Here is a 21,812-nt window from a genome sequence, read left to right on the forward strand (position 1 = left end):
GACAACGTTGAGATGGGCGTCGAGCTTATCCACCCAATCGCTATGGACAAAGGTCTTCGCTTTGCAATTCGTGAAGGTGGCCGTACAGTAGGCGCTGGTGTTGTTGCTAACGTTAACGACTAAGAAGACATTGCAAGGTTTGCTGCATTCAGCTTAGTCTGATGAGTGTGAAGCCTTTAGTCAAAAAGCCATCCTTATATAAGGGTGGCTTTTTTTTGATGAAGAGTAAGACGAGGAAGCATAATGGCTACTATAAAAAGTCTGTCAAATCACGATTTAGATTTTGTCACAATAATACAAATGGTAGCGAATATTGAAGCTATGGTGCAGGCGCAAGAGGCGTGGTCGTGTCAAGCAATGGTTGATTTGCTAGAGCAAGATAACAATCATATCCTGATTGCTTATGATAAAGGCAAAGAAGAAAAAATTGCTAGCCATAAAATAGTGGGTTATTGTCTGTATCAGATAGTATTTGAGCAGGCAGAAATTCTACGAATTGGTACTCGTCCTAAGTGTCAACGCCAAGGTATCGCCTCGCAGATTTTTGATAAATTAAATACTGAATTGATAAATAAAGATGTGGAGACGCTACTGTTAGAAGTACGGGCGGACAATGCTCCTGCGATAGCTTTGTATGAACAGCAAGGGTTTTCAATGATTTATAAGCGTCAGGGCTATTATCGTATACCGAATCAGCCAGCAATTGATGCGCTCATCATGCAACGTTTGCTATAGCACTGTGATTTAGTATTGTGAGTTTCGCATTTTTTGAAGAGGTTATAAAGGAGGGGCAGCGTTAGGTATTTTACAGTCTGCGCCATCAATGTTATAAGTACTGTCTGCTTTCATACGTTCAAGTACTTTAATACGCTCAGTGAGTAACTCGACCATACGATTTATATTCGCCTGTTGCTTTTTCACTTGCGTAAGCTTTTGCTGCGTCAGCATCAGTTGATCATCAAGGTTGAGATGCCCATCATAATAGTCATTAAGGCTGTCTTTGATTTCAGTGAGCGTAAAGCCAATAGCTTGAGCGCTTTTGATCAGCTCGATACGTTCAATACACTCTGAATGAAACTCAGTATAGAGACGAGATCCAGCTTGACGCTTACGTGATTTTAGCAGCCCCAATTGATCATAATGGCGTATGGTGTCCTTGGTCGTATTGGCCTGTGTTGCCAATTTTCCAATCAGTAAAAACGATGTATCAGGTGCCATACTAACCTCGTTGACCGGTAATTATAAAAAGGTTTGCTATTACAATAGCATTTGTTCTCACTTGAGTTGCCAAGGCTCTATTGTATCAATTAGCGATACGGATAAGGATTTGTGAGAATCTTTTCGCCATGTGGTTGAACCACTGCCAATCAGCGTATCTAGCTGTGCTAAAAAGTGAGGACGTGGTAAAATCGTTGCACCCAAGCTTATTAAATGATCATTTGGCAATTGACAGTCTACAAGGGTAACATTGCTTTGTTCGCATAAACGCATCAAGCCCCAGAATGCAATTTTTGAGGCATTAGAGGCACGGTGAAACATCGACTCACCAAAATAAATACTGCCTATTTTTAACCCATAAAGTCCACCAATGAGCGCACCTTTCTCATCCCAAACTTCAATACTATGGGCAAATCCATGAGCATGAAGCGCTGTGTAAGCCTCGATCATTTCTTCATGTATCCAAGTATGCTCACTTTCAGGCAAACCATTACTGCGCGGTAAACTACAGGCATGAATCACATCATCAAACGCTTGATTGAGCGTCAGCTGCCAACGAGTACGGTCTGCTTGCTTGCGTAGCGATTTGCTTGGCTTATAATCGGTCGGCGTTATTACACAACGCGGGTCAGGACACCACCAAGCGATAGGCTCATCTTCGTTAAACCAAGGGAATAATCCCTGCGCGTAGGCGGAAATCAGCGTTTGAGGTGCTAGATCGCCACCTATCGCCACGATACCGATACCATCTGGATCGATAGAAGTAGGGTCAGGAAAGTCATAACGCCCAAGATTTTTTAAAGTCTCAGGCGTGATATGACTATCATTTTGTTGAGAAAAGTTGCCCATTTAGGCTTCTTTATCGGCAGTCAGGGTCGATGCATACGTATGATCAGTTGCCGTAACTTCACCCATAGCATCCAAATACTTTTCGGCATCGAGCGCTGCCATACAACCAGTACCAGCAGAAGTAATGGCTTGACGATAAACATGATCGGCGACGTCACCTGCTGCAAAGACCCCTTCAATACTGGTTTGCGTAGCATTACCGTTTAAGCCGCTATTGACGATAAGATAGCCATCTTTCATGTCCAACTGATTTTTGAATAAATCAGTATTAGGTTTATGGCCAATTGCTACAAACATGCCATGGCTATCTAACTGTTTAGTGCTACCGTCAATCATAGATTCGATGATGACGCCATTGACACCCATATCATCACCGACTACTTCTTTTACTTGATGGTTCCATTCGATTTTCACATTACCGTTTTTGGCTTTTTCAAACAGTTTGTCTTGTAGAATTTTTTCAGAACGTAAGCTATCACGGCGATGCACTAATGTGACTTCAGAAGCAATATTTGATAGATATAACGCTTCTTCAACAGCGGTGTTACCACCACCAATCACCGCAACTTTTTGGTCTTTATAAAAGAAACCATCACAGGTGGCACAAGCAGATACGCCAAGGCCTCTAAACTTGGTTTCGGACTCTAAACCTAAATACTGCGCTGATGCACCTGTTGAGATAATAAGAGCATCACAGCTATAGCTGCCGTTGTCGCCAGTCAACTTAAAAGGACGCGCACTTAGGTCAACAGCATTGATATGATCGTAGACCAGTTCGGTACCGAAGCGCTCAGCGTGTGCCTTCATACGATCCATCAGTACAGGGCCTGTCAAGTCATAAGCATCACCTGGCCAATTATCGACTTCAGTGGTGGTGGTTAATTGTCCGCCTACTTCCATACCAGTGACCATCACTGGCTTTAGGTTGGCACGTGCAGCATAGACAGCGGCAGCATATCCTGCTGGACCTGAGCCTAAAATGATGAGTTTTTCGTGACGCGCTTCTTGAGTAGCAGTGTTGTTTTCAGTTGACATACTTTTTCCTTGCTAAATTTGATAAACGATGATTATAAAAAACTAGAAATAATTGAGTGATTTTAATTATATGTGATACTAACATAAGGGCCGTTACTAAGAAGTGCAAGTTTGCTAAAACTAATATGGATATTATTACAATTAAAGTATGCTCGCTGTGTTTGTGCAGCTCAATTTTGCACAAGATTTATCTGAGTAGAGCGTTATAATTTTTTACCTCTTTTGTTGAAGGTTAATTATAGTCAATCAATAGTGTTCATAGCTATATTTTTCAATGAGATTGCCTTCGCTATTTTGTTGAGGTCTCTACTTATTTATAAATTCGTTATCGGTGTGTTTTCTTGCACGTTTTATTCATAACATCGTCCCCAATCGAGCTATGTATTTGTTATTATAAGAAGTTATGCTAAACGCCTAGAGTGTGAGTAACATCGGCTAGCGATAGGCAAGCATATTACTAACATAGAGTGCTAAGTACCTATTTTAAATGTTAAACGACGACTTTTACGTTATGTATAGCAATAAGATACCTTATAATAGCTGTTTTATTATAGATGCTTTTTATAGACCCCGTTTATAAAGACTGTTTATAAGTATTTGGCTACGTCAATCTATGTCAGCACTTTATGTCAGCATGATTCAGCTTAATCATGGACTGACGACTATTTAGTATGGATAACAAGGCAGATTTTACGTGATATCAGCACCGCTTATTGAGTATTTAAAAAAAGGGATATTTACCTTTCTTGGGATAATTTTGGCCGTTTATTTGTTCGTTATTTTATCGACCTATACCGGCAATGATCCTAGCTGGTCGCATATTAGCAGTGATATGACGACGATTAATAATATGGGCGGCTCAACAGGCGCATGGTTGTCTGATCTGTTCTATAGCTTTTTTGGCTTTGGCGCTTGGTGGCTACTGGCTTTTTTAATCTATGAATCTATCTTGATTTGGTGGGACAATAAGCCGACGTTTTGGTTGCTACGCTTGGTGGCTTATGTCTTTTTAATACTAAGTAGTAGTGCCTTGTTTGCGCAAATTGTTGCTCTAGTACAGCAAGTTACAGACCCTATTGCATCAGGCCTTGAAGGCGTTGCAGGCGGCATCATCGGGCTTGAGTTGCAAGCACGCCTGACGCAGCTATTATCGCAGTGGGGAAGTGTATTGTTTTTGGCAGGGTTTGTCGGTATCACTGCGACGTTTGCGTTCAATATTCATTGGCATAAGTTATATGGTAAGCTTATCGATTTGTCATGGCTTGGCTCAGGTGTCAAAGATAATAGTGTTCAGCATATCTACAGTCAGCAAGGCTCTGATAATACAGCATCTAACGACGAGGAAAACAGCGCAGCTCATAAGTTAGCTGCCAGTACTAACAACCATACAAGCACTGAACGTAAAGCGAAACAAAGTGCCGATGGCTACGAGCAACTACCCCTCGAGCTACAAACCGCTGGCGTAAGCCATACGCCAGATAATAATAGTCGCTTTAGTCATGCGCTAACGGATTTTTTGGCCAAGTCAGGACTTGGCGCTAGCGTCAAGGCGACTGTTGCAGCCAATGCTGCTGAGTCTGCTACAAATCAGGCTACTATGTATGACAGCTCGCAAGCATCAGCTCCTATATCGAATAACCATACTGAAAACGCTAATAATAAGACACAAGTAGTAGCACCCACTATGCCTACTCGTAAAGTTGAACCTAGCTTTGCATGGAATGATGCTGGTACGGTCGATGATTTATTGGCCACTGAATCTGAGAAAGATCAATACGTATCAACGCCGATGCCCGCTACAGATCCTGTTATATCTGCACCTGTAGAAACTCATGTAGATTTTGAGCAAGCAGTAGAATATGACGATAGAGCGTTTGAAAATAACCAATCTGATGCAATCAAATCTGAACAAATAGATACGACTGCTGCTATTGAACAAACACCCAATTTAGATGCGTTGGCAAATACTTGGCTAGCTGAGAACGAGCCTGCAAAGGCAGATAAAGCATCTTCGTTTGAGCATACCACCTCTGCTGATAACGTCGTCACCGACCATCAAAATCCAATACGCGAAGCCACGAAGAGGGCTGAACATCAAGCTTCACCAGTGGTTGACGAGCAGCCTATAGTTACAGAGTCTGTCGCTAAAGAAGCTGTAGAGAAAAAACCTATATCCAAAGAGACTGTAGCTGAAGAGCTTATAATAAAAGAGAGAGCGGCGGAAACTGACAACGTTGAGGTTAAACGAAAGTTAAACGTACAAGAGCCGGTGATATCGAAAGATATGACCCCGACCAATACGCCACCTGCCAATCCAAAGACGGCGTCAAAAGCTGAGCCGGCGGTAGAAAGCGTTAATCCAAGCGTAAGTGTTGAGCCGATAGCAGCGTCCAAACCAACGATGAGCTTTGCCGTCCCCAAGGGTGATAGTAGTAATCATATTACCGATATGATGCCAGAAGACGATAGTCGTTTGGGCGATACAGATGCGCCAGTCATGCCTGATATCAGTGATGATGCAGCGTTTAGTCAAAAGTCACGCTCAATGCAAACCGCTCAATATCGTGCGCAGCTGACCCCCATTCCAGAGCTGTCTATCTTAGATAAACCAGATCCTGATCGTAAGCCAAGCTATACCATTCAAGAGCTTGAGCAGTTATCAGAGCTATTGGAGATTAAACTACAGGAGTTTAATGTCAAAGCCTCGGTCGTAAATGCGATTCCAGGACCAGTCGTCACGCGCTTTGAAGTAGATTTGGCCGCTGGGGTAAAAGCCAGTAAGGTTACGGGTATTTCACGTGATCTTGCGCGCTCCTTGTCTATGGCGTCATTACGTGTGGTCGAAGTCATTCCAGGTAAGCCTTATATCGGCATCGAAGTGCCGAATAAAAAACGCGAAATGGTGCGTCTGATTGAGCTTTTAAATACTGAAAAATACAAAGACCCTAAAGCGCAAATCAGCATGGCAATGGGTAAAGATATCGGTGGCAATCCTATTATTACTGATCTTGCTCGTGCACCGCATATGTTGGTTGCAGGTACAACAGGTTCTGGTAAGTCAGTATTGGTAAACTCAATGCTGCTCTCGATGCTACTTAAATATACGCCAAATGATTTGCGCCTGATTCTCATTGATCCAAAGCAGCTTGAGCTGGCCAACTATAATGACATTCCACATCTATTAACGCCTGTCGTCACCGATATGACAGAAGCGGCTAGTAGCTTATCTTGGTGTGTGGCTGAGATGGAGCGCCGTTATCAATTAATGAGCTTGCTAAAAGTGCGTAAGCTGAATGAGTTTAACAAAAAGGTAATAGCTGCTGAAAAAGCTGGCAAGCCGATGCTTGATCCATTATGGCGACCTAACGACAGTGTAAGCATTGACCAAGCACCGAAGCTTAAAACCTTGCCGATGATTGTCATTGTTGCGGATGAGTTTGCCGATATGATTATGCAGGTCGGTAAGCAAGCAGAAGAGCTTATCACGCGTTTGGCTCAAAAATCGCGGGCGGCAGGTATTCATCTTATGCTCGCCACTCAGCGTCCATCGGTCGATGTCATTACTGGTTTGATTAAAGCCAACATTCCAGTACGTGCGGCATTACGGGTTAATTCAAAAGTCGATTCACGGACAATTTTGGATAGCGGCGGGGCAGAAGACATGCTTGGCAACGGTGATATGTTGTTCTTGGGGCCAGGACAGATTGAGCCAGATCGCGTCCACGGGGCGTACGTTAGTGACGAAGAGGTCAACCGTGTGTGCGATGCATGGCGTGAACGCGGTGCACCAGACTATATCGACAACATGGCGGGCAATTTTGAATTGTCGAGCCCTGGCGGTGGTGGTGCTGGTAGTGCATCTGGTGAAGACGACGATCTTTATAATGATGCAGTCGCCTTTATTATGGAGACTCGTAAAGTATCTGCTTCTAGCATTCAACGCAAATTTAGTATCGGTTATAACCGCGCGGCGCGCATCGTCGACTCTATGGAGGAGGCTGGACTGGTCAGCTCCATGGGTAAAAGTGGTAAGCGTGAGTTGCTTATGTAAATACAGGTAAATCTGGCTAATAAAAGAAAAAGCGAGTCGCAATAGTGGCTCGCTTTTTCGTTTTAATAAATAGAGTAATGAACAGAGCAGTACTGATAGGTGTCTATTCGTCTGCTATCTAAACCGATATACTCAATAGGTTTGATGATCATAAGTAAAATTATTTCTAAGCAAGGATGCAAAAATGTTTAAAGAATATACTCAGTACGACGCGCTAGGATTAGCAGAATTGGTCAATTCAGGACAAGTCAGCGCTAAAGAGTTGTTAGATGCTGCCGTCAATCAAGCCAACAAACTCAATCCAAAGCTTAATGCCATTATTCACCGCTTTGATGAGCGTGCCTATGATGCCGCGCAAGCAGGATTACCGAAAGGTGCATTTACTGGTGTCCCTTATCTTCTCAAAGATTTGTCTTTCTATTTCTCTGATGAGCCATTAACGATGGGCAGTCGCAGTGTCAATATCATGACCGATTACGACAGCGAAATTGTCAAACGCATGAAAGCCAGTGGCGTTAATACCTTTGGCAAGACTAATACTCCCGAGTTTGGTCTAATCATTACTACTGAGCCCAAAGCACATGGAGCTACCCACAATCCATTCAAAAAGGGCTATAGCTCTGGTGGCTCATCGGGCGGTAGTGCAGCGGTAGTCGCCAGCGGTATTGTACCGATGGCAGGCGCAGGAGATGGCGGCGGCTCGATACGCTTTCCTGCAGCATGGTGCGGTGCATTTGGCCTTAAACCTAGTCGCGGCCGCAATCCAATTGGTCCTGCATTTGGTGAAGGCTGGGATGGCGCGATCGCCGATCATGCCATCACGCGCACGGTGCGTGATAGTGCAGCGATGCTTGATGCGACGAGTGGCACTGAGGTGGGTGCACCTTATGTGATTGCTCCGCCCAATGGCACATTTTTGCAAGCAGCAATGCGTGCACCTCGTCCGCTGACGATTGCTTTACATCAGCGGCCACTCATTGCCGATACTGTAGTGGATAAAGAGGTGTTGGCTACTCTGGAAAAAACCGCTAAGCAATTGGAGGCTATGGGGCACCGCGTTGTGCCAGCTGAACCAAACATTAATATCGAGAAATTTTGGCATGATTTTATCGTAGTGGTGTGTGCCCATACGGCTTTTACTATCGACGATATTGAGCGCTGCCATGGCAAACAGCATGTGCAAAACCTTGAGCCGCAAACTTACAATATGGCGATGCTTGGCCGCTCATTGTCTGCTGTCGATTTAGTACATGCAAAACACGGCTGGCATAATAGCCAATACCAGACGGGTAGGCTACTTGAGCAATACGATATGATCTTATGTCCCACAGTACCAACGACAGCGGTGAAGCATGGAGTGTTGCCACCAAGCCGAGTAGACGAGATATTAATGAGCACCTCAGGTCTATTAAATAAAGGTATTAATATGGGTAAATATACCTTTAGCTCAGGGATGATTGAGAAGCTTAGCCATCCTGTACTGAGCAAAATGGCGTTTACTTTGCTCGGTAATGTCACAGGCTTACCTGCCATGTCACTGCCACTTGGAATGAGTAAAAAGGGTCTGCCAATTGGCATGCAATTGATCGGTCGTATGAATGATGAGACCACACTACTAAGTTTGGCAGGAGAGATTGAGCGCGCAGGATTATTTACTAAGGCGGCTTTTGAGAAGTAACTATACCAAGTAATAGGGTTGTAGAATTGATCTAGTCAAAGCGATAGATATCCATCCCAAGGCTATGATGCGCCATACTTTCATGCACAACAGACACGCGCTGCGCTGCGCCTAGTGCAAAAAATATCGGTAACAGGTGCTCATCGCTTGGATGGATGTTTTTATAATCAGGATACTGTTGCCAATCTAGCGCCGATGGAATGTCTGTTTTGAGCTGTTGTAACAACCATAGCTTAAAATCTTTGGCGGCAGGATCAATGCTATCAGCCTGCCAGCGTAGCGCTTGCAAATTATGAGTGATATTACCTGAGCCGATAATAAGTATTTGTTGCTCGCGCAGACAAGCAAGCTGCGCACCCAGCTGATAAAGAGACACACTATCATAGTGCTGCGGTAGAGATATCTGTACGATAGGAACGTCTGCTTCTGGATACAGATGTTTGAGCGGGGCCCAAACACCATGATCACAGACTCGCATTGGATTGGCACTACAAATGATACCGCGTGCTGTTAGCTGCTGCGCTAAAGACTCAGCTAGCTCAGCATGACCTTGAGCAGGATACTGTAATTCGTGCAATTTAGGATCAAACCCAGAAAAATCATGCCAGGTCTTAGGTTTGGGATTGCTGCTAATCTCAAGCTTGGCAGACAGCCAATGCGCAGACATAATAACGATAGCACGAGGTTTGGGTAAGTTCTGTCCTATTCGAGCAAGGGCGTTCGTGGTCGCAGACTGCTCGATAGCAAGCGTCGGTGCACCATGAGATATAAATAACGCTGGCAGTCTTGCTGCATTATTGAGTCCTGCAGGTGCATCTGCCCAAGCGATAGCCGCACTGATGGGCTCGATCGCTTTAGCATGATCATAAAGATGGTTAGACGGCATAGGTTTTGCAAGTTTCGGATAGCTCATGTACCGTTTATTAGGGCACGTATGGGTTTTTCAATCTTGCGCTGAATTTTCTGATAGATTAGTTTTACGACGCTTGTATAAGCGTCTTTAGTTACCACGGTGATAAGGATGATTGTGGTTGATGCTCATCGCTCGATATAACTGCTCCATCAATACTACTCGTACCAAAGGGTGCGGTAACGTCAGCGCTGACAATGACCATTTTACATCCGCCTGCGCCAACACGTCTTGCGAGACGCCATCTGCCCCGCCGATTACGAACGCAATATCATCGCCTTGCTGCATAGCATCCGCGAGTTTTTCTGCCAGACCTTCTGTCGATAGCATTTTACCTTTAACATCCAGTACCCAAAGCTGTTCACGGGTAGCAGTTGTGTGAGCTGCCAAGATTGTCTGTCCTTCTTGCTCGCGATACTGCGCCAAATTGGCATCAGAAGGGTTCTTGGCCCGTTTGGCTGCGGCCAGCTCAACGATTTCGGTGCTGAGCATAGGCTGGATACGTTTATAATATTCATTAAAGCCGCTTTGTACCCAATTGGGCATTTTATTACCAACGGTTAAGAGCCTTACTTTCATTGCCGCTTGCTCCTTAGTTTTTTGATTTATTTTATAACGACTAAATATAATTTATTCAATCGTCTCTTGTTAATCAGTCAACGGAGATAGTGTCTCAGAGATACTATCTGTATCTTGGTTACTACTGTCTTTAGTGATGACAGTCAGCTTGGCATCAGATTCAAAGACAATCGCTTCAACATCATCCAAGCTCCTTACACCTTCAGAGCGCATGGCACACTCAAGCTCTTGACGGGTTAAGCGTTCAGTACGCATAGCCTCTGGTAAGTATTGTCCTTGATAAAAAACAATACGGGGTTCGGACAAAATAACGTTACTAAATTGTGGTGAAATCGCCGCATATTTGGTCACCAAAAATTGTAGTACATAAAGTACCAAGATTGAGCTAAAGCCTTCGATAAGCGGAATCTCTTTGAGTAAGATAGTACTCGCACCCAGCGAGCCGATCATCACGGTGACGATCCAATCAAAGTTATTTAGCTGTGAGGTAGAGCGTTTGCCTGAGACTTTGGTTGTTATCACAACTAATATATAAACCATGGCTGTGGTTAAAACAATACGTCCAAGCTTATCTATACTGTCAAAAAAGAGCATGTCCATCGTATTTACTCCTATCTATAATACAAAATATTTCAAATTCTTAGATTAATAAAGGCAGTTTAATCCAGCGTAACGGAATTTAAGTATAAATAATGCAGAAAATTTGTAGTACGTTATAGATAGATTGTCAGTCTTTAAGATGATTTTCGTTTTGGATCCAGTAGACGATTTAAGAGTAGGATACTGATTCGCGCACTGATGAAGGTGAGCACCAATATCATGATTAACGCAGAGAGTAGAGGCAGGGGCTGCTGCATGGTCATCTCAAATAATACTTCACGGCTTACTGCATCAAACAAGAAGAACCATATGCCCAAAAAATAAACGGCAGTCAGCAGCCAAACGACAGTCACTCCGCCAAACACTAAACGATTGATCTCATCTCTACCTAGCGCCCGCTTATGATGCTTGATAAATTTATATACCGCAATATAAGCACCGATGATGATAGAGAGCACAGTGACCAAGTGCGAGTTGAGAGTAACTTGAGTTTGGATCATCATAAATACCGTACTGGTAAGAATATAACCAATCGCGAAAAAACCGATATATTGAGCCAGCTTAGGTGAGTCTGATTGAGAGTTTGGCAGGTGATCATTGCGACCTGTCTGGGCAGTAGACTTTCTAAGATTGGTTGTCTTGCGTGACATAAGCTGACCTTTATAAAAATAAAAACGTACAATGGATATAAATGTAGTAAGTAGTCGATAAAATCGCAACAAAGGCCAGAATAAATACTAAGCTCAATTATTTGGGGCTGCTTCTTTTAATAAAAGACTAGTGCTGCGCAGTCCAGTCGAGCATGGTGTCCAACACCGTTCTAGCATTATAAGCGTTTAGGGCCTGCTTAGTGTTAATAAGACCAACGACGACATAATCCTGTCCGGACGACCCTTTGACATAACCTGCCATCGAAGTCACGTTATTTAAGGTGCCCGTTTTTATCCATGCACGACCAATAGCTGCCGACTCAGGTAAGCGCTCGCCATGAGCCGCAATAGTACCGCTGACACCCGCGATACCTAAAGAGTTGACATAGGCATCAAAGCTTGGATGACTATAAGCGTATGTTAATAGCTCGCTCAAGTTGGCCGCTGCGATTGTACAGTCGCGGCAGAGTCCTGAGCCATTGGTCAAGTATGGCGGCGGCGTACTTAGATGAGTTTGCCACCACTGGCTCATGGTTTGTAAGGCAACAGAATAGTCTGTAGCAGTAGGCTTACCAAACTGGTATAAGCTGCTTGTTTGACTGTTTATTATTTTATTATTAGCTGTCTCATCATAAGCTCCTATTGATAGTGCTACTTGCTCAGTCATAACATTATTAGAGAAGTGATTGATGTCATAAATTTGCTGAGTTAAATTTAACGATGGATAACTAACAAGAGGGAGCGGTGATATGGGCAGCGCTGCTAGACCACGTGTTGGTTTTGTATTTTTTGCCGCATCAAAAGGGGCTTCTTGAGTAATGACATTCCCGCTTAGCGTATTGCCTAGCTCTTGCCATTTGGCAGCAATGACGCGTGCCGCAAAATCTTTGGCATCAGGATACGCGACATAAAAGACGTGCTCTTTACAGCTAGTTGGTAGAGTAGTATTTAAGATTAGCTGTTGGGATTGCCACTGCGGCGCTAGGCTATAACGGGCTTGACCACAGTAAGCTGAGCGCGTATTTATCGTGTTAGGCAGTTGGTAATTTGCCAGTTGCGGCTTATAAGTCAGCTGCGCTTGTCCCTCATTTAATGGATAGCTTTTGATGCCGATAGTGCTAAAGTTTACCAAAAAACCATCAGGACTGGCATTATAAGGTCGCAATGGTGCGTTATCAAAGGCCGCAGGATCTTTGCTAACATTTTTAAAAACCCCGCTATCGATAATAATATCACCGTTGATATGACGAATACCTGCTGCTTGCACTTTATAGAGTAACTGCTGCAAACGCTCATGGGTCATTTTGGGATCGCCACTTCCTTGAATAACCAAGTCACCGAGTAGACGATCGCCGATAATAATACCGGTATGATAGACGCGTGTCTGCCAGACAAAGTTAGCGCCCAACGTATCTAAAGCAATAAAGCTGGGCACCAGTTTCATCGTGCTAGCTGGCGTGCGCGCGATATCTGGTTGATGACTTAATAAAGGTGAAAATGAGATTTTGATCGCGGGCGTAGCAGCGTTAGCACTACTGTCTTTATCAGTACTTACATTAGCACTTACATGGGCATCTTCATCGCTATTAGCATTATTAATAGACGTTGAGTTTACATCATCTGGGAGTACTGTTGGAATGCTTTCTAGGCTTTGGTAGGTATAAGGGTCATCGGTATAAGCGTGTATTTTTTGCTCATGCTTTTTAATCGTGCGCTTCTCAATAGTAGTCAATGTAATCTGCTGACTAGGATCGTTTTTAACATAGTTTGTAGCATGGCTATCAGCATTATTTTTGCCATTATGGTTATTGGTTTGCGCCGTTTTCTGACTGGTGCTATTAGCCTCAGAAGTGTTGCTTGTAAGCTGAGTCTGAGTATCAATATTGCTGTCAACAACCTGTATCGGAGGAGGTAGTCGGCTGGCGTTTTTGTCACCCACTGGGGTGATAATAATACTGATGTCAGCAGCTGTTAACTCTGCTCGCGATAGTGCTGCTTGGATAGCGTCTGGTAGTGCTGCTTGTGCGTGAAGTGGCGTTATGATAGCTGTGGCAAATAGTGCAAGCGTTGATAAGCGTTTACTAGACTGATTAAGTGGTCGCAAATAAGTGCAAAAAAGCTTCAGTTTGACAATCGTTGTAGGAGGCGTGCAAAGTTTGGAGGTGAGTTGCATGAATGGTCTACCATCAGGTGGCAAAAACCGCCTATAGTAACATGAATCGGTGGCAAGCTTTAGCGTACATGTAAAAATGCCATTGCCGTCATGATGGCATCGTTATAAGCATCGTGAGTACCGAGCTCAGGAATATCATAATGCGCTAAGATACTGGTCAGATGCTGTGATTGACCAGAGAGACCTTGGGTTTGACCGCTCATACGCCGACTATATAAATGCCGCACATCAATGACGTCATTGGGTAAAGTAGTACCCATATAGCGCTTTACCAAAGGGTTCAAAAAGCCAGTATCTATCTTTGGGCAGAATCCAACTATCGGCCGATTATCAATAAAGGGTAATAGTAACTCGAGCATCTCATCGTAGCTCATCCCGTTTTCAACGTCAGCGGTACGCAAACCATGAATGACAATGGTATCACGATCAGGCATCACAGGTGGCCTGCAAACCAGATGCATACCATTGCCTGTATCGATAATATTACCGTTGATATGAATGGCTGCTACCGATAATAAGTGATGCCTTTTTGGATTGAGCCCCGTCATCTCACAGTCTATCGCGACCCATTGCTCAGCCAAAGGTTTATCAAACATCGATGCCAGCTCAGGACGCTGCAATTGCGACTTTTGCCACGTAGAAGATAACTGCTTTAACCAACTCATATCAGTCTAACATCCATTTATGATGCCTCTAATTGATAGTGCTGCCGCAGCTGCGTTTTAAAGCTTTTGACCACGGCCAGACACTCTTTTAATAAGTCACGCTCAAGCGCTGATAAGGTAGTCGGGTCGACGTGCCGGGCATACTTATCATCTGTGGAGAGTGCGACGGACAGACGCTGCGCCATAAAAAACTCTAAGGCTTCCGATAAGGTGTCAGCCCGCTCTTGGTTTAAAGCGCCAGCTTGTACTAAGCCTTTAAGGCGACCTTTAGTGCTAGGCACTTCTAAAATATCATTTTCTAATGCTAAGGTACGGATGCCGTGCACCAGTGGAAAGATACCGGCTTTTTTAAGATCAATATCATGTGAGCTGGGTTTACCGCTTAATAACGGTACAAACTTTTGCCACCATTGATTGACATCACCGAACTGGAGCGCTGCCCGTACAAACTGCCGTACGAACATCCGATCTGATTGACGATGCGCCGTTTTTAAATGGTCACGTATATCGTTTAGCAGGGACTCATCGCCGCAGACGTACTCACCATCAAGTATGGCGGATAAGTAAATACTGTGCATCGGATCGGTATTTTTAAACCATAAACTGATCTGGGCTTTAAACGGTTTTAGTGGTTGCCGCCACATTGAGTTATTCATCATGATATTGCCATCACACAGCGGATAACCAAGATCTGCTAAATGATTGTTAAAGATATCAGCAAACTGCGCCAACTTAGGATGAGTAAAGCCGTCACGAATGATTAATGCATTATCCTGGTCAGTACGCATGATTTGCTCGCCGCGTCCTTCTGAGCCCATTACGATGACGCAGGTATTTTCTACGACCTCATCAGGAACGATGAGCTTCCAAAGCTTAGTAAAGACTTGCGCGTTTAGCGTTTGTACCATGCGGCTAACGACGCCGATTTTGACACCGTTTTGGTGCTGCGAGCGAATATAGCGACCAATGAGCTCGACCGCTCTATCTAGGCTGCTTAAGTCTTTTGCTTGCTCAATTTGAACACTAATAAGCTGTGAGTGATGACCAAGATAAGCTAAGACATCACTTTGCCCCAGTACACCTACGACCTGACCTTTATTATCAATAACAGGTAAGCGGTGAATACGGTAGCGAGTCATAGTCATTAGCGCATCGCCAATCTCATTATCGGCATCGATAGTCCGTAGGTTGAAGCTGGTAAAATGCTGGCAGGGAGTGGTAGCAGGGTCTTGCTGTTCGCTGACCGCACGGCAGATATCAGTATCAGTCAAGATACCTAGCTCATGATCTGAACGGCGGGTAATGCTATGTTCAGTTTCAGGCTTAGAGTTATTTTCAGTATCGCTAAGCGTATCTATAGGTTGTTCTAACAAATGGTTCATTGGGCGTACTAGCACATGCTTCAATCCAGCTTCGGTCATGATACGTGCCGCCTCATGTAGGCTGTTATCGGCATCAACAATATGTACGGGCAATAGGGTCACATCAGTGACTGGTTGTAGCATGATTTGCTGCACTTCTTGCTGCGCCGTATAGCTTTCTGCATGCAATCCTAATGCTTGACCTTGCGTACTACGCCTTTGTTGTAGTGCCTTTAGCCGCTCAGGCAATTTGTCTGATAGTAGTTGGCGAACTAGATGATTTTGCGCGCTAATTTTATCGATAGCAGCACCATCAATTTGCAGCAATAAAGTATCTTCGTGAGCCGTATATTGATAAGGCTCAGTACTGCCATCGTTTTGTGCTTTGACAATACGGCCTTGCGATTCGGGCGTGCGGCGACTATCAAACCAGTCGTTGCTATTTAGTTGGTCGGAGTGATTACTACCAAAATAAGAAGCGACAAATTCGCCAGCTAGCGTTTGATCAACTTGTCCTTTTAATACCACAAAAAAATTGTGTAAGTCGTCACTAGTTAAAGATTCATTTGCGCCAAGATAGCGGACTTGGGTGTTTTTTTTGAGGCTTTGACGTTCAGTTGAACGCAATACATCAAATGGTGGCTGGGTAAAATCAAGATGGGGCATGGCATCATCCTTGATAGCGTCGCCAACAAAAGCAGTTTATCATTGCAAATTCAATGCTTAAGTCAAAGCCATAAAAAATGCTACTCTGCGTAGGCGACTATAGTAAAACGATATTGTCTTACTATAGCACTATCTTGCCATCCATAACATTGTTGTTAATAAGGATATATAGCTTAAAATTTCTAGTCTTTTATCTTTTCATACTTAGCACATCAACCGTTAACTCACCAGTTTGGCTTGCGCCGTTAACAACTTGCGAATACGCTCAATGGCCTCGCGGCTCTCGTCAACACTAGCAACGAGAGCGATACGGACATAACCTTGACCGGGATTTTTACCATCAACTTCACGTGACAAGTATCGCCCAGCCAGTGCATGAATATTGGCTTGTTCGTACAGTGCTTTGACAAAGACTTCATCATCACCATCGAACTGTTCAGGAACTTTTACCCAAAAATAAAATCCAGCCTCAGGCATACGTAAATCTAGTAGCTCGCCTAACTCTGTCATCCACAGCGCAAACTTTTCTTGATATAGCGCCCGATTGTGCGCCACATGCTTCTCATCTTGCCAAGCGGCAATCGATGCCAACTGATGAGGTATAGGCATCGCACAGCCTTGATAGGTGCGATATTGTAAATAAGATTTTAGAATAGATTGGTCGCCTGCGATAAACCCTGAGCGCAGGCCGGGGAGGTTTGAGCGCTTAGATAGCGAATGAAATACGACGCAGTTTTTAAAATCATTGCGACCAAGTTCGGCACATGCTTGCAGCAGACCAATAGGCGCTTTATCAAAATATAATTCGCTATAGCATTCGTCGCTGGCAATAATAAAGTTATATTGATCTGATAGGCGGATGAGAAACTCCCAGTCCTCCATGGTCATCACTGATCCAGTCGGATTATTTGGACTACAGATAAATAACAGCTGTGTTTGTTGCCAGACAGCTTTCGGTACGGCGCGATAATTGCCTTTAAAGTCATTGCCTAATACGCAAGGTACAAAGTATGGCGTTGCTTGAGCGAGTAACGCAGCGCCTTCATAAATTTGATAAAAAGGGTTGGGCATGACGACGATAGGATCACAGGGCTTGTCATCTGCATTGTCTATAGCTTGATGAGTAGTATTGTCATTATGATTCACTACCGCTTGTACAAAACTAAAAATCGCTTCACGTGTGCCCATGACCGGCAGTACTTCGGTATTGGCGTCAACATGATGCAAAAAAAACCGCTTCTCAAGCCAATGAGCAATGGTCTGACGCAGCTCAAAGCTGCCGTTAGTGGTTGGATATCGACATAGTTTGTCTAAGTTTTCTTGTAGTACGTCCAGCACAAAAGTCGGTGGCTTGTGTTTTGGCTCACCAATGCCAAGCTTAATCTCAGAATAGTCGTTGGCTGGTATGCTGTTAGCTAACAGAGTCGCCATTTTGGCAAACGGATATGGGTGCAAATGCTTTAAGTTGTTATTCATAAGTTTGGTAACTATAATAGGCAGTTGATAATAAATATATAAAGAAAAATTACATTTAGGCAGTGTAGCACTTCTCCTATTTTTTGTCTTTTGCTTCTCGCTCATGTTTACTGCTATTTACTAACGAAATACTTAATAGCAGTTTAATGTTTTAGCTGTTTGTCTTATCACTCATAGCTTATAAATAATAATGATATAAGCAATGACTGCCATTAACTTTGGTAAGTTGTTGTTAGGATGATTGATATGCTTAAAGCTTCTAAGGCCGACCACCTTAATATCGAAGTTATCAATGCCAGTAATAACAATACTGATAATGCTAGCGATGTTGATAACACTAGTGATAATAATGTGCAGCATGCTGGTTTTTGTGAACAATTGAAACTGCGTGAACAGCAATGGTGGGAGGCCCGTCAAAGCCTTATCGCACTAGAAGAGCGCTGGATGTTTTGGTTTGGAGATAATAGCCTAATTATGTGGTTATTATGGCAGCTGGTTAGCTATTTCATAGTGGCTGTCGTTCTTATGCTACTTAGCAGTCTATTAAACGTAGAGCTGTATTTTTGGATGTATATGGCTGTATTTGGTGTACAGACTGCCTTGTTTGTAGTGATGTTATCGTCTAAAGGGCGTTTGGCAAATCGTTTGCAAAATCGAATTGATATTGCAGACCTTGTACGAGAACAGGCGTTAAATGAGATGTATATATTGGCATCAGATATTATTTTACCTGCTATTCATGCTAGCGCGCCTATCTCTTTACAAACGATTTGTGAGCGTTATAAGTCCCATCTAAAACTGGCTAGCTTGCAACGTCTGCTACAAAAAGAAGTCGAAGCTGGACGTTTGATATTAGGACAATATCAGATAGAAGCAGAAGTATTGCCACCAGAGATTGCTGACGAAGAGTTGTCACCTTATGCCGACAAAATGATTTATAAAAGCCTGATTCATATGTCTTAGAACCATGCTATTTCATTAGAACCATAGCATTTAAATCGGTTAATAGCAGTCACGCTAGGCTAAGCGTGACTGCTATCTGGTAAGACGCTAATACTAGCAATCAAAGCCGCTTTTAACGTATCAAGTTTGTCTATAGATAATGGCGCATCGTTTTGATCACTGAGATAAAACATGTCTTCTGCGCGCTCACCTAAGGTCGTAATACGAGCCGCATGCACTTCAATTCCTTGCTGCAAAAATATCTGTCCCACTCGTGCCAGTAACCCTGGCTGATCAAGTGTCTGTAAGCTCATGACATGTTGACCTGAAGCCTCATTAAACTCAAAATCAATAATAGTCGGTACATCGAAATGTCTAAGCTGGCGCGGGATACGTTTTTGCGCAAGTTTGGGTGTTGTAGGGTTTTTAAAAGCATCTACTAAACGCTGCTTTAGCTCTTGTTGACTGTCCTCATCTTTTAATAATGTACCGCTACGATCAAGTAGCACATAAGAGTCTAAAGCAAAGTCACGGGTCGCGGTGATGATTCGTGCGTCCAGTACATCAAGACTCATCTGATCAAATACTGCCATGGTGACCGCAAATAAGTTGGCCTGATCTTGGGTATATACAAAGACTTGTACAGCATCTAGCGCCAACTCCCGATGCTCACGTAATACAACTAGTGGCATACTATCAGCATTAGACGCATAGCCGATAGGGGGATGGTTTAAGATGGCTTCAGTATGCCATAAGATGTCTTCTGCAATCTCACGTAAAAAGTATTCATCACCCAACTCATCCCATAACCTAAGCACCTCATCACGATTCATATGCTGATTGTTGGCGTTATCAAGCATCGTCAGCGCTTGCTTACGCGTCGCACGAATCATATCTTGACGGTTGGTCGGTGCGTCGATATCAGCACGTAAGATGCGGCGCGTCTGTGAGTATAGTTGTTTCATCAAAGTCGCCCGCCAGCTGTTCCAAAGCTGCGGATTGGTAGCGTTCATATCTGCCACCGTCAATACATACAAATGATTAAGATGAGTGACATTACCGACCAAATCAGCAAAGATAGTCACCACTTCAGGGTCTGAGATGTCCTTTTTTTGTGCAGTCATAGACATTAATAAATGATAGCGTGTGAGCCAGCCTACCAGATGAGCATCGGCTTTACTCATACCATGTGCCAAACAAAACTCAATCGACTCAGTCTCCCCAAGTTGACTATGATTGCCGCCGCGACCTTTGGCAATATCATGGAACATCGCTGCCAATACCAAAATCTCTTTACGCTCAATGCGCTGAAAGATAGCACTAACTAACGGAAAGTCTTCATAAAAACGCGCGTCGGTAAAGCGATGTAAAATTCGAATCAAAAATAGCGTGTGCGCATCGACCGTATAACGATGAAATAAGTCGTATTGCATAAGACCGGTCACTTGCGCAAAGGCAGGAATATAGTTACCCAATACCCCATAGCGATTCATCGCACGCAACCGATGGAACAAATAGTTTTGCTCTTTTATGTTTTCTAAAAACAACGCTTGATGTTCAGGATTGTCACGGTAAGTCTGGTCGATACCGCGCGCGGCAATTTTTAGTGCACGCAGAGTTCGGGTTCGGATGCTCTTTATCCCGTATTGTCCCATAAGTAAAAACATCTCCAAAATCGCTTCAGGATGCTGAGAAAACACACGATGATGGGAGACGGCAATCTGCTCGCCAACCTGATTAAAAAGCGCGTTTAATGGACGCTTAGTAGGCTGCTCATCATCCGGCAGATGCGGCTCTATGATGGTCTCATAGTAATGATTGATAAGCATCTCAGACAGCGTTGATATTTGCATTGCACAGCGATAGTAGTCGCGCATAAAGCGTTCAACCGCGGCGTTAGGCTGATCATCTGGCTGCGACTCATAACCCATCCGCTGCGCGATATCGCGCTGATAGTCAAACAGCAGCTTGTTTTCGTTACGACCTGTCAGCTCATGTAAATAATGGCGTATCTGCCATAAGTAACTTTCAGCAAAGCTTAGCTCATCGAACTCTTTTTCGGTCACAAAGCCTTGTTGTACCAAATCGTAGAGTTTGCTGACTCGAAAGTAGCGCTTGGTCACCCAGCCGACGATATGAATATCGCGTAGTCCGCCAGGTGCGGTTTTGATATTAGGCTCAAGATTATACTCGGTGGCGTTATGCCGAATATAACGCACCTTAGCCTCATTGATTTTTACTTCATAAAAATCTTTTTGTGACCATAATTTGTTAACGACATCGACAGGAATGCTCTGTAGCGCTTCATTACCGATTAACAATCGAGCCTCTAGTAACGTACTGGCAACCGTATGATCCGTGGCCGCTTCCAAGCAGTCATCGACACTACGTACCGATAGCGCAGGCTCAAGACCAATATCCCATAACATCGCTACCAGCCTATCAATTTTACTGCTAACATCGGTCTGTAACTTATCAGGTGCTAGCAATAAAATATCGATATCTGAATACAGAGACAGCTCGCCGCGTCCATAGCCGCCAGTTGCAAATAATGCCAAATCTGTCTTGTCTAACTCAAACCATGTAAACAATACAATCAGCAAATCATCAATGGCATCGCTACGAGCGCCAACTAGTTGACGAATATTCGCTCCACGTTCAAGAGCGCGGCTAATATCGTTATTGATCTGCGTTAACCATTTGGGTATACCAAGTAAAGACTTCTCCGTATCAGATGATGAGACCGTATCTGACGCAGGAAAAGAGGGTAGCGGAGTTAGGTTAATAGAAGCAGCATCGAAAGAGAACATGAGCGTTATCCAAACAATAATTTAAAAATAGAGAGTGTTAAAAGCACAAAGCAATTAAACGTATAAAGCTAAAAGCAGTCAACATAATACTTAACGCGTATCTACCGACTCATAATAATAGCCTAAAGACAATAATAATAGCGCAAAAA

Annotated in this window: 17 protein-coding genes; 5 read left to right on the top strand and 12 right to left on the bottom strand. The window is 43.7% G+C overall.

The window, feature by feature from the left end; all coding sequences use genetic code 11:
- On the top strand, positions 1 to 123 hold a 123-nt coding region (locus tag ACS8FB_RS11825), incomplete at its 5' end, for an EF-Tu C-terminal domain-related protein (RefSeq protein ID WP_459113003.1).
- Between the two features lie 120 nt (positions 124 to 243).
- Positions 244 to 735, top strand: a complete 492-nt coding sequence (rimI, locus tag ACS8FB_RS11830; protein ID WP_439263189.1) for a ribosomal protein S18-alanine N-acetyltransferase — start codon at positions 244 to 246, stop codon at positions 733 to 735.
- A gap of 42 nt (positions 736 to 777) precedes the next feature.
- Here the strand turns inward: rimI and ACS8FB_RS11835 are convergent, their stop codons facing one another.
- The 3 genes from ACS8FB_RS11835 to trxB are packed head-to-tail and all read right to left on the bottom strand — an operon-like array spanning position 778 to position 3,102.
- The gene (locus tag ACS8FB_RS11835) at positions 778 to 1,218 is read right to left on the bottom strand and encodes a MerR family transcriptional regulator (RefSeq protein WP_439263191.1); all 441 of its coding nucleotides are present in this window, start codon (positions 1,216 to 1,218) and stop codon (positions 778 to 780) included.
- Between the two features lie 57 nt (positions 1,219 to 1,275).
- Entirely contained in the window at positions 1,276 to 2,067 is a 792-nt protein-coding gene (gene aat / locus ACS8FB_RS11840) for a leucyl/phenylalanyl-tRNA--protein transferase (RefSeq protein WP_439263193.1), read from the bottom strand.
- Positions 2,068 to 3,102 carry a thioredoxin-disulfide reductase gene (gene trxB / locus ACS8FB_RS11845; RefSeq protein WP_439263195.1) on the bottom strand — a complete coding sequence of 345 codons (1,035 nt, stop codon included), beginning with the start codon at positions 3,100 to 3,102 and terminating at the stop codon, positions 2,068 to 2,070.
- Positions 3,103 to 3,796: 694 nt separating this feature from the next.
- Here trxB and ACS8FB_RS11850 point away from each other — a divergent pair.
- Together ACS8FB_RS11850 and ACS8FB_RS11855 are read left to right on the top strand one after the other, a co-directional pair.
- The gene (locus tag ACS8FB_RS11850; protein WP_439263196.1) at positions 3,797 to 7,153 is read left to right on the top strand and encodes a DNA translocase FtsK; all 3,357 of its coding nucleotides are present in this window, start codon (positions 3,797 to 3,799) and stop codon (positions 7,151 to 7,153) included.
- Between the two features lie 184 nt (positions 7,154 to 7,337).
- The gene (locus tag ACS8FB_RS11855) at positions 7,338 to 8,831 is read left to right on the top strand and encodes an amidase (RefSeq protein ID WP_439263198.1); all 1,494 of its coding nucleotides are present in this window, start codon (positions 7,338 to 7,340) and stop codon (positions 8,829 to 8,831) included.
- 31 nt (positions 8,832 to 8,862) lie between these two features.
- Here the strand turns inward: ACS8FB_RS11855 and ACS8FB_RS11860 are convergent, their stop codons facing one another.
- From ACS8FB_RS11860 to dapC, 8 genes are all read right to left on the bottom strand, one after another.
- Positions 8,863 to 9,744 (bottom strand): DODA-type extradiol aromatic ring-opening family dioxygenase, encoded by an 882-nt coding sequence (locus ACS8FB_RS11860; RefSeq protein ID WP_439263200.1) that lies wholly within the window; start codon positions 9,742 to 9,744, stop codon positions 8,863 to 8,865.
- Between the two features lie 87 nt (positions 9,745 to 9,831).
- Positions 9,832 to 10,320, bottom strand: coding sequence for a 23S rRNA (pseudouridine(1915)-N(3))-methyltransferase RlmH (gene rlmH / locus ACS8FB_RS11865; RefSeq protein WP_439263202.1), 489 nt, complete (start codon positions 10,318 to 10,320; stop codon positions 9,832 to 9,834).
- A gap of 69 nt (positions 10,321 to 10,389) precedes the next feature.
- A complete protein-coding gene (locus ACS8FB_RS11870) occupies positions 10,390 to 10,920 on the bottom strand; it encodes a DUF421 domain-containing protein (RefSeq protein ID WP_439263204.1) in 531 nt (176 codons plus the stop codon).
- A 134-nt stretch (positions 10,921 to 11,054) separates the two neighbouring features.
- Positions 11,055 to 11,570: an ABZJ_00895 family protein gene (locus ACS8FB_RS11875; protein ID WP_439263206.1), complete on the bottom strand. Its 516-nt coding sequence runs from the start codon at positions 11,568 to 11,570 to the stop codon at positions 11,055 to 11,057.
- 127 nt (positions 11,571 to 11,697) lie between these two features.
- The gene (dacB, locus tag ACS8FB_RS11880; RefSeq protein ID WP_439263208.1) at positions 11,698 to 13,743 is read right to left on the bottom strand and encodes a D-alanyl-D-alanine carboxypeptidase/D-alanyl-D-alanine endopeptidase; all 2,046 of its coding nucleotides are present in this window, start codon (positions 13,741 to 13,743) and stop codon (positions 11,698 to 11,700) included.
- 59 nt (positions 13,744 to 13,802) lie between these two features.
- Positions 13,803 to 14,408 carry a 3'-5' exonuclease gene (locus ACS8FB_RS11885; protein ID WP_439263210.1) on the bottom strand — a complete coding sequence of 202 codons (606 nt, stop codon included), beginning with the start codon at positions 14,406 to 14,408 and terminating at the stop codon, positions 13,803 to 13,805.
- Positions 14,409 to 14,425: 17 nt separating this feature from the next.
- Positions 14,426 to 16,435, bottom strand: coding sequence for a DUF294 nucleotidyltransferase-like domain-containing protein (locus tag ACS8FB_RS11890; protein WP_439263212.1), 2,010 nt, complete (start codon positions 16,433 to 16,435; stop codon positions 14,426 to 14,428).
- 219 nt (positions 16,436 to 16,654) lie between these two features.
- Entirely contained in the window at positions 16,655 to 17,911 is a 1,257-nt protein-coding gene (dapC, locus tag ACS8FB_RS11895; RefSeq protein ID WP_439263214.1) for a succinyldiaminopimelate transaminase, read from the bottom strand.
- Positions 17,912 to 18,157: 246 nt separating this feature from the next.
- On the opposite strand from dapC, the gene ACS8FB_RS11900 reads away from it, so the two are divergent.
- Positions 18,158 to 18,874, top strand: coding sequence for a hypothetical protein (locus ACS8FB_RS11900; protein ID WP_439263215.1), 717 nt, complete (start codon positions 18,158 to 18,160; stop codon positions 18,872 to 18,874).
- A gap of 59 nt (positions 18,875 to 18,933) precedes the next feature.
- Here the strand turns inward: ACS8FB_RS11900 and glnD are convergent, their stop codons facing one another.
- Positions 18,934 to 21,663 (bottom strand): [protein-PII] uridylyltransferase, encoded by a 2,730-nt coding sequence (gene glnD, locus ACS8FB_RS11905; protein WP_439263216.1) that lies wholly within the window; start codon positions 21,661 to 21,663, stop codon positions 18,934 to 18,936.
- Positions 21,664 to 21,812 lie beyond the last annotated feature (149 nt).

This window comes from Psychrobacter sp. 1U1 (assembly GCF_051847535.1).
In the GTDB taxonomy this organism is placed as follows: Bacteria; Pseudomonadota; Gammaproteobacteria; order Pseudomonadales; family Moraxellaceae; genus Psychrobacter; species Psychrobacter saeujeotis.